This window comes from Lentzea kentuckyensis, assembly GCF_002150765.1.
Lineage (GTDB): Bacteria > Actinomycetota > Actinomycetes > Mycobacteriales > Pseudonocardiaceae > Lentzea > Lentzea kentuckyensis.
In genome coordinates, this window is record NZ_MUYM01000205.1 from 1 (window position 1) to 5,870 (window position 5,870).

The following is a 5,870-nucleotide window of genomic DNA, read 5'->3' on the forward strand; positions in this document are numbered from 1 at the left end:
CCCACCCACACATCGGTGACCCGCCGCGACCCGGACCCCCACACCAGGTTCGCCAGCAACTGCGAATCCGGCGCGTCCAACCCGGTAGCGAACGCCGGATCATCAGCGGCGATGTGCACGACATCGCCCCACCGCCCAGCCTCCAAAGAACCGATGTCGGAACGCCCCAGCGCCGAGGCCCCGCCCCGAGTGGCCATCAGCAGCGCCTGGGCCGCGCCGAGCACGGTCGCGTCCATCTTGGACACCCGCGCGAACAGCCCGGCCAGCCGAGCCTCCTCGAACAGGTCCAGGTCGTCGTTGGACGCCGGCCCGTCCGTGCCGAGTCCGACCGACACCCCGGCGGCGAGCATCTCCGGCACGCGCGCGATGCCCGAGGCCAGCTTCGCGTTCGACCCTGGGCAGTGCGCCACGCCGACACCGAACGACGCGTACAGCGCGATGTCGTCGTCGGACAGGTGAACGGAGTGCGCGGACAGCACGCGTCCACCCAGGACGTCGGATGCCTTCAGCAATGCCGGCACGGAGCCGTACTCGGCCCGCTGTGCCTCGTCCTCGAACGGCGACTCGGCGACGTGCACCATCAGCAGCGCCCCGCGTGCCCGCGCCTCCACTGCAACTGCGGTGAGCTGGGCGGCGGACAACGTGTAGGCGGAGTGCGGCCCGTAGGCCAGCTCGATCCGGCCGTCCGCGGAGACCAGGCCGTCGGCGTCGATCCACGTGGAGATCTCGTCGGTCAGCGAGCGCCACGACATGCCCGGCACGTCGAGGATCGCGCCGCCGAACACCACGCGCGAACCGGCGGCCAGCACCGAAGACACCAGTTCGGGGCCGTGGAAGTACATCTCGGCGGAGGTCGTCACGCCGTGCCGCAGCATCTCGACGGCGCCGAGCAGCATGCCCGTGCCGACGTCGGCGGCGGTCATCCGCGCCTCGTTCGGCCACATCTGCTCCTGCAGCCAGCGCAGCAGCGGCAGGTCGGAGCCCAGGCCGCGCAGCACCGTCATCGGGCTGTGCGCGTGGGTGTTCACCAGACCCGGCAGGAGGATGCCGGACAGCGAACGGACCTCGCCGTCGAAAGCCGGTGCGTCAGCGGCACCACCCACATAGGTGATGCGGCCGTCGACGACGTCCACGACCGCGTCCCTCAGCACGGAGCAGGACGGGTCGCAGGGCAGGACCACCGGGGCGTGGAGGCGCAGTGACATGCGGGGAATCCTGCCACTGTGATGCCGATCACAAGCATGCATGGATCCGCAACGCATGGGAATCCTCGTGCTGTCGGGCGCGGGCCGACCCCCAGGGTCCGCCCCGACCACAAACTTCTCCCTGACCAAAGGGCTCGTCGAGCACGAACCGGCGGGCCCTTTGTGCTTCCCGGGCAACCAACACGAGAGCAGGGACGTCACAAGATCATGTCGAAGAAGCCGTGCACTTCCAGTGGAACGTTCCGCCGCGCGCAGAAGCCCGCCACCCCCAAGCCGCCGACTCGCCGCTGAGTTGGCATGATCACCCCGCACGGTACGGGCGTGATCACGCGGAGGCATCAGTGGCCGACATCGACCCTCAGCACGACGACCAGTTCAGCGATGTCGAGATGACGCAGGAGTTCGACGTCATCCGCGACGAGCGGTGAACTAAGAGATCGGCAGTTCGGCGCGGACCTTCCACCCAGCGGGTTCGCGCCGCCCTGCGGAGAACGTGCCACCCAGCAGTTCCACGCGCTCGCGCATGCCCACGAGCCCGTAACCTCCAGAGCCACCAACGGGAACGCCCGACGCGACACCGTCGTCCTCGACGCCGAGTCTCAGCACGCCGTCACTTGAGGACAGCGCCACGTCCACAGAGGACACCGCGGACGCGTGCTTCTGGGTGTTGGTCAAGGATTCCTGCACCAGCCGCAGCACCGACCGGGCCAGCTCCTGCGGCACGGCGTCCTGCAGATCGAACGAAAGCCGCACCGGCAGCCCGGACTCCGCGGCCAGCGAGCGCACGTCGTCCATCAACGACGAAGACGCGGCGGGCCCGGACGACGATCCGTCCCGCATGGTCCCGACGAGACGCCGCATCGCGGTCAGAGCCTCGGTGCCGGAAGAAGCGATGGCCGGCAGGACGTCGACCTGGCGGTTGAGCTGACCTGCCTGCGCGTGCACGACGATCGCGGTCACGTAGTGGGCGACGACGTCGTGGAGTTCCCGCGCCAACGCCATCCGCTCGGCGTTCTGGGCCGCCGCAACGGAAGCCGCCAGTTGGGACGTGCGTTCGTTGTCACGGGCCCGGAAGTACAGGCCGGTACCGATGGCCAGCACGAGCATGAGGGTCCCGCCGAAGAAGTACTGCCGGTAGCCCGGATCCCATTCCTGGTACTCGACCGGCGCGACGATCGGGTACCCGAGCACCTCCGTCACCGCGGTCGCGGCCACCAGCAGCACGGTGCCGGCGACCGCCTGCCACCGCGAAGCCTCCCGGACGACGATGGCGATGGTCGCCATCGCGGCACCGGTCATGGAGATGGTCACGCCGCTCACGAAGAAGTGCGGCTGCAGCGCCACACCGAGAAACCGCATGTAGACGCCCACGCAAGCGATCGCGAACGAGAGCGCGAGCGCCGCGTCGAACGGCCGCCGCGGCGCGAGCACCGCGATCGCGCAGACCACCAGCACACCGGGCACCTGCCACCAGCCGAGGCCGGTGTTGATCGACCCGAGCTCCAGCAGGGTGATCCCGGTCAGCGAGAGGGCCAGTGGCCACTGGCGTTTGGCGAGCAACCGCCAGCTCAGATCTGTGCTCTCCACCCGGTACACGGTAAAGCCGAAAGGTCCACCCCGCGTCCGACCGGAGGATAACCCGGCATCAGCCAGAAGGCTGAGTGGGCGACCTGCGGAAATACCCTCCCGGCGGATGCCGGATCACGCCCCGGTCACGGACTCTGGAGGAGCGATAGTCGGGGAAACGGAGGACGCCATGTTGTCAGTTGTGTTCACTTGGGCCGCCGCGGTGGTCGGCCTGCTGGTCCTTGCGCTGATGGCCCTGTCGGGCGTGATGATCGACTCTCAGCGCTAGGACCCACCAGGAACCAGCGTGTGATGGGGAAGTCAGACGCTGGTCAGGGAATGTTGCTGGCGGAGCAGTTCCGCCAGCCTGCTGGTCGGTTGGGGACGAGTCTCGTCCAACGCGGCCGTGAACTGTGCCGGCGTGCCGGCACGGGCGCGGTTCGCGGCGGCCGGGTCCAGGCGGAAAGCGGGCCTGGCCGCGGAAGGACGCTGGCGGGAGCGCAACCACGCGAGGCGGTGCAAGGCTTCCGCGTGGTGGTCCGTGATGGTGACGGCCGCTTTGTCGAACGAGTGCAGCACTGCCGCGTTCAGGTGAACGGTGGCGAAGTCCCGCCACAGCGTGCGTTCGGACGTTGTGTCCAAACCCAACGCTTCGGCGACCTGACGCGCGACGCCGTAAGCACCTTCCTCGGCCAGTGAGCGCGTGCCGATCTCGGCACCGACGAACCACGAGTTGAACGGCGCCGCGGGATAGGTCACGCCACCGATCGTCAGCCGCATGTTCGAGATGACCGGAACCGCGTGCCAGCGCAGGCCCATCTCGCCGAACCACGGCAGCGTGGGGTGCTCCAGCGGAACCTCGTGCACGATCTCGGCCGGCAGCGTGAACAGCCGCGGTCCCTCGTGCTGCGTCTCCACCACCAACGGCAGCAGGTCGAAGCGCGACCGGCGCACCGGCGGCCGCCATCCCATGCCCTGCATGGTTTCGGTGAACTGGGCGTACCGGCGGTCACCCATCCCGTCGGCGTACCCGGCGTACCGGATCAGCTGCTCGTTCCAGATCACCGGCCCGGGCGAATCGGGCGCGTCCGGCGCGAAAACCGTGACGAGCGGCCGAATCTCACCGCCGTTCGTGGCCAGCCGCAGGTGTTCCACGCATTCGCCGGCGACAGCGGCGGCGTTGCGATAGCCGCGCAGATCGCGGACTTTGAGCCGTCGCCACGGCACACCTGAGGTGCACCAACCGGAATCTCGCAACGCGATCCGCGCGCCGTACGCGAGTTCGTTGGTCGTGTGGCGGTAGGTTCCGGTCTCGGCGATCTCGGCGCGCACCTGGGCGATGCGGGCGGACAGCGAGCCTGCGTCGGAGTGCGCCGCGTGGAACATGCGGACGAACTCCTCCGCAACGGGGAGGACGTCGGGGGTCACGGAGCGAGACGCTAAGGCCGGAACGGCCTCACGCGTCACTGCCACTCGGGGCATTTCGGGTGATCAACACCCGCCACCTGAACGAGTGAAAGCCAGACCCACTGTGCTCAAGCGCCAGGCTTGAGACCTCGATCAGGTGAGGTCGTTCCGCCTGAACATCAGGTCGTGCGAAACGCGGCCCTCGTTCACAGCCCGCTGCTCGAACTTCGTGACGGGTCGCCAGTCCGGTCGAGGCGCCCAGCCGTCGTAGACGTTGGTCAGCAACCGCTCGCCGGAACACACCTCGAGCATCTGCTCCGCGTAGTGCTCCCAGTCCGTCGCGAGGTGCAGCACGCCGCCGGGCTCCAGCCGTGAGGCGAGCAGCGCGACGAACTCCGGCTGCACGAGCCGGCGCTTGTGGTGCTTCTTCTTCGGCCACGGGTCCGGGAAGAAGATCCGCACGCCGTGCAACGAGGCCGGCGCGACATGCGAGGTCAGCAGGTCGACGGCGTCACCGCGCAGCACGCGCAGGTTGTCCAGCCCGCCGAGGTGCTCGCCGCGCAGCAGCAGCTGGGCGAGCCCCGGCTTGTAGACCTCGACGGCGACGTAGTTGAGCTCGGGCGCGGCGGCTACGAGCTGCGAGGTGGTCTCGCCCATGCCGGACCCGATCTCCAGCAGCACGGGCGCGGAACGGCCGAACCACGAGTCGAAGTCCAGGGGTCCCTCGGGCAGCGACTTGACGTCGTTGCCCATCTTCTCCCAGTACGTGTCCCAGGCGCGCTCCTGACCCACGGTCATGCGCTCGCCGCGCTGGACGAAGCTGACGATGGAACGGGGGAACTCAGGCCTGGTCACGACCGGTCATTCTAAGCAATCAGTTCGATGTCCTCGATCTGAGCACGCAGGTCGGCGACGGTGAAGTCGATGGGGCTGGCGTGGCCGGGGCCGTGGTGCGCCGGAACCAGGTGGATCCAGCCGCGGTGTGTGTCGGTGAACTGCACGGTCGTCGGCGTGGCGGGTCCGTACACACCGCTTTCCGACGGCACGAACTCCCAGTAGCCGATCTCGCCGAAGTCGGCCCACGGCACGAAGACCCAGCCGGGACGAGACGACAGCAGTTCGGTCACGGTGTCTTCGACCGCGTGACCTTCGGCGCGTGAGCGGAGCTTGCCGCGATCCAGCGCGCGCAGCCACCACGGCGCGGGCGCGTCACCCGCCGCGTTCACCGCGCGGTACATCGCGAGGACTTGCTTCTCGTCGGCCTGGTTGACCCAGGATCGACGTACGTCCGCCGGCGCGCTGGCCAGCTCTGAAGAGTTCGGAACTTCGAGCGCATCAGACCACTCGAGGCTGAGCATTGCTTCGACGTGAACCGCCACAGGCCACCTCCGGCACCGGGATAGCCCAATTGAACTCGAATCCAAACGCCGGTGTTGTCCAGAAAGCGGCTTTTCACGGCTTGTTAACAGGGCCCTTACGCAACTTGTGACGCCAGGCACGTTGCGCCGTGAAGTGGAAACACGATGTAGCTGACGTGCCTCTGCTCCCCGCGCTCGCCGCCGTGCTGCCGCTGCTGCTCGCCGCGCAGACGATCGAGGAACAGGAGTGGCACCTGGACGCGCTCGACGTGTACTCGGCGCAGGACCAGGCGCGCGGGGACGGCGTGATCGTCGCGGTGATCGACTCCGGCGT

The 5,870-nt window shown here is 68.4% G+C and carries 6 protein-coding genes; 1 reads left to right on the forward strand and 5 read right to left on the reverse strand.

The annotated features are described in order from the left end of the window. The coding region (locus B0F77_RS45900) for an amidohydrolase family protein (RefSeq protein WP_086669323.1) at nucleotides 1–1,205 on the reverse strand (1,205 nt) is incomplete at its 3' end. Between the two features lie 221 nt (nucleotides 1,206–1,426). On the opposite strand from B0F77_RS45900, the gene B0F77_RS47565 reads away from it, so the two are divergent. Continuing rightward, nucleotides 1,427–1,633, forward strand: coding sequence for a hypothetical protein (locus B0F77_RS47565; RefSeq protein ID WP_143467288.1), 207 nt, complete (start codon nucleotides 1,427–1,429; stop codon nucleotides 1,631–1,633). A 1-nt stretch (nucleotide 1,634) separates the two neighbouring features. Here the strand turns inward: B0F77_RS47565 and B0F77_RS45905 are convergent, their stop codons facing one another. From B0F77_RS45905 to B0F77_RS45920, 4 genes are all read right to left on the reverse strand, one after another. Continuing rightward, nucleotides 1,635–2,792 (reverse strand): sensor histidine kinase, encoded by a 1,158-nt coding sequence (locus B0F77_RS45905; RefSeq protein WP_086669326.1) that lies wholly within the window; start codon nucleotides 2,790–2,792, stop codon nucleotides 1,635–1,637. 300 nt (nucleotides 2,793–3,092) lie between these two features. After that, nucleotides 3,093–4,199 carry a nitric oxide synthase oxygenase gene (locus B0F77_RS45910; protein ID WP_281252629.1) on the reverse strand — a complete coding sequence of 369 codons (1,107 nt, stop codon included), beginning with the start codon at nucleotides 4,197–4,199 and terminating at the stop codon, nucleotides 3,093–3,095. Nucleotides 4,200–4,331: 132 nt separating this feature from the next. Beyond that, nucleotides 4,332–4,976, reverse strand: coding sequence for a tRNA (guanosine(46)-N7)-methyltransferase TrmB (gene trmB / locus B0F77_RS45915; RefSeq protein ID WP_086669327.1), 645 nt, complete (start codon nucleotides 4,974–4,976; stop codon nucleotides 4,332–4,334). 68 nt (nucleotides 4,977–5,044) lie between these two features. Continuing rightward, the gene (locus B0F77_RS45920) at nucleotides 5,045–5,557 is read right to left on the reverse strand and encodes a hypothetical protein (RefSeq protein ID WP_245849525.1); all 513 of its coding nucleotides are present in this window, start codon (nucleotides 5,555–5,557) and stop codon (nucleotides 5,045–5,047) included. Nucleotides 5,558–5,870: the final 313 nt, after the last annotated feature.

Coding starts and splice junctions, on each gene's coding strand:
- trmB (WP_086669327.1), bottom strand. CDS start 4,976: ATGACCGTGGGTCAGGAGCGCGCCTGGGACACGTACTGGGAGAAGATG.